General features: G+C 65.3%; 4 protein-coding genes. All 4 read left to right on the top strand.

Annotated elements, in window-relative coordinates:
* Positions 1-517: 517 nt before the first annotated feature.
* Positions 518-775, top strand: a complete 258-nt coding sequence (locus AB0H83_RS51745) for a type II toxin-antitoxin system prevent-host-death family antitoxin (RefSeq protein ID WP_360111421.1) — start codon at positions 518-520, stop codon at positions 773-775.
* Positions 772-1,029 carry a Txe/YoeB family addiction module toxin gene (locus AB0H83_RS51740; RefSeq protein ID WP_360111418.1) on the top strand — a complete coding sequence of 86 codons (258 nt, stop codon included), beginning with the start codon at positions 772-774 and terminating at the stop codon, positions 1,027-1,029. Before AB0H83_RS51745 ends, AB0H83_RS51740 begins: the two co-directional genes overlap by 4 nt.
* Before the next feature lie 500 nt (positions 1,030-1,529).
* Entirely contained in the window at positions 1,530-1,928 is a 399-nt protein-coding gene (locus AB0H83_RS51735; protein WP_360111415.1) for a hypothetical protein, read from the top strand.
* On the top strand, positions 1,921-2,231 hold a 311-nt coding region (locus tag AB0H83_RS51730), incomplete at its 3' end, for a helix-turn-helix transcriptional regulator (protein ID WP_360111412.1). The genes AB0H83_RS51735 and AB0H83_RS51730, both read left to right, overlap by 8 nt.

The raw sequence follows: 2,231 nt of genomic DNA, 5'->3' as shown, positions 1-2,231 counted from the left end.
GGCCACGCGTGGTCGTCACCATCGCCGGCCACGACGTCGAGGTGGACCTCACATCCCTGATCAGGCGCTGACGGCGGACATCCCGCCGCTCCACGCCGCCCGCAAAGCCGGGACCGACTGCCGCGGCAGGAGAACCCACGACGGCCTTCCCCCGCGCCCGGCGAACGCCGGCTCACCACGTACCAACGCCGCAACGAGACCAGAGCACTGATCCAGCGACGTCGGACCCCGGGCACGGGGTTGAGGGGGTGTGGGTTGGAGGGAGCTCTCCCGCTGGGGAGCATGACGCAGTCATGCGCGAATGACCCACCCATCGCAGACGCGAAAGGCGCTCCGTGCCTTGAGCAGGGAGCGCCGATCGATGGGTGGAGATGAGGGACTCGAACCCCTGACCCCCACACTGCCAGGACCGGTCTCACAGTGCTTGACCACGCGGAACTTCTTGTACCACGGCAGGTACACATGGCCACCCAAGCTGGTACCATATCCGGTACGAGAGCCTCCTGGGGAGGATGACATGACAGCGGCGATCAGTGCCAGCGAGGCACGCAAGAGCTTGTTCCCGCTCATCGAGCAGGTCAACAACGACCACACGCCGATCGAGATCGTCTCCAAGCGGGGCAACGCGGTCCTGGTCAGCAAGGAGGACTGGGACGCCATCGTGGAGACCAACTACCTGCTCCGGTCTCCCGCCAACGCAAAGCACCTGATGGAAAGCGTCGACCAGTGGCGCTCCGGGCAGGCGTCGGAACGGGACCTGGACCTCGACGCGTGAAGCTCAGCTTTACCGACGCCGCCTGGGACGACTACTTGTACTGGCAAACACAGGACCGCAAGACTCTCAGGCGCGTCAACGCACTGATCGCCGACATCAAACGCGACCCGGACGGTCCTGGTATTGGCAAGCCGGAGCTCCTGCGCAACAACCTGGCAGGCCTGCGCTCGCGCCGCATCGACGACGAACACCGCCTGGTCTATGCAGTCGCCCCGGACGAGGTAACGATCATCTCCTGCCGCTACCACTACTGACGGGTTCACGCCGGCTTACTCCGTACCAACGCCGCAACGAGAAAAGGAGCGGCCGCACCGACAAGACGGGCCCGGTACGGGGTTTGAGGGGGTGTGGGTGGAGCGAAGCTCCCCCACCGGGAGCACGGCGAAGCCGTGCGCGGGGAATGACGACATCACCAACGCGAAACGGCGGACCCGCCGTGAGCAGGGTCCGCCGATTGATGGGGTGGAGACGAGGGGACTCGAACCCCTGACCCCCACACTGCCAGGACTGAGGTCACGATCCCGCTGAGCTGCGGGCTCGTGGTTTCCCGTCGCGACGTCGCCTGACCGCGACCCCCGCAGGTTCCCGCGATCCACCGTGCGGTCCAGCACGGATCTGGCATGACACTCGGGCGCGCGACGCGACCGGCGACCTGTACGGATCCGGCAGAACGCCCTGAAACGGTCGATGCCCAAGGACGAGACCGCGAACTGCACCAGAGACTCTAATATGCTGTTGATGCTATATTGGAGACGTGCTGATCGACTGGTCGAGCGAGTTCGACAGGTGGCTGACTGAGCTCGAACGCCGAGCGGACGAAGGCCACGACCGAGCGCAGGAGCAACTCGACCTCGTCAACGCACAGTTGGAATACCTGCAAGATCTCAAAGAGCCACCGACGGACGACACACCGACACTGCGGCGCGTCCGACAGTCCGGCAGATACCAGGTCTGGCGAGTGTCGCACCCCTTCCGGGACGGCATCGCCATCCGCCTGATCGTCTGGTTCCCACCCGACGCGCCGCCGATGATCCTCTTGTTCGCCAACGACAAGGCTCAAATGGGTGACGTGTTCTACAGCAGTGTCGGCAGCCGCGCCGACCAGGTGATCGCCGCGTATCTCAGGCAGACCGACGGAGGCAATAATGACTAGCCAGCCCATTAACGCCGAACCCACCACGTTCGTCGGGACCGGAACTGCACAAACACGGATCGCCCGCCTGCGAGCGCGGCGCGGCGCGGCAGAACGTGTCGACGTCATCCGCGCCGAGATGGCGGAAGCCGATCGCGTCTACGCTGAGAATCTCGCCGCGGTACGCAAGGCGGCCGATCTTACCCAAGTCGACCTCGCCAAGGCCATGGGCGTCGCACAGTCAGAGATCAGCCGCATCGAGAGCCGCCCCGACATGCTGCTGTCCACGCTTGCCAGCTACCTCGCCGCAGCCGGCGATCGGCC

Source organism: Dactylosporangium sp. NPDC050688 (genome assembly GCF_040654515.1).
In the GTDB taxonomy this organism is placed as follows: domain Bacteria; phylum Actinomycetota; class Actinomycetes; order Mycobacteriales; family Micromonosporaceae; genus Dactylosporangium.
The sequence above is the reverse complement of the archived record's forward strand: the minus strand, read 5'-3'. Positions and strand labels throughout refer to the sequence as shown.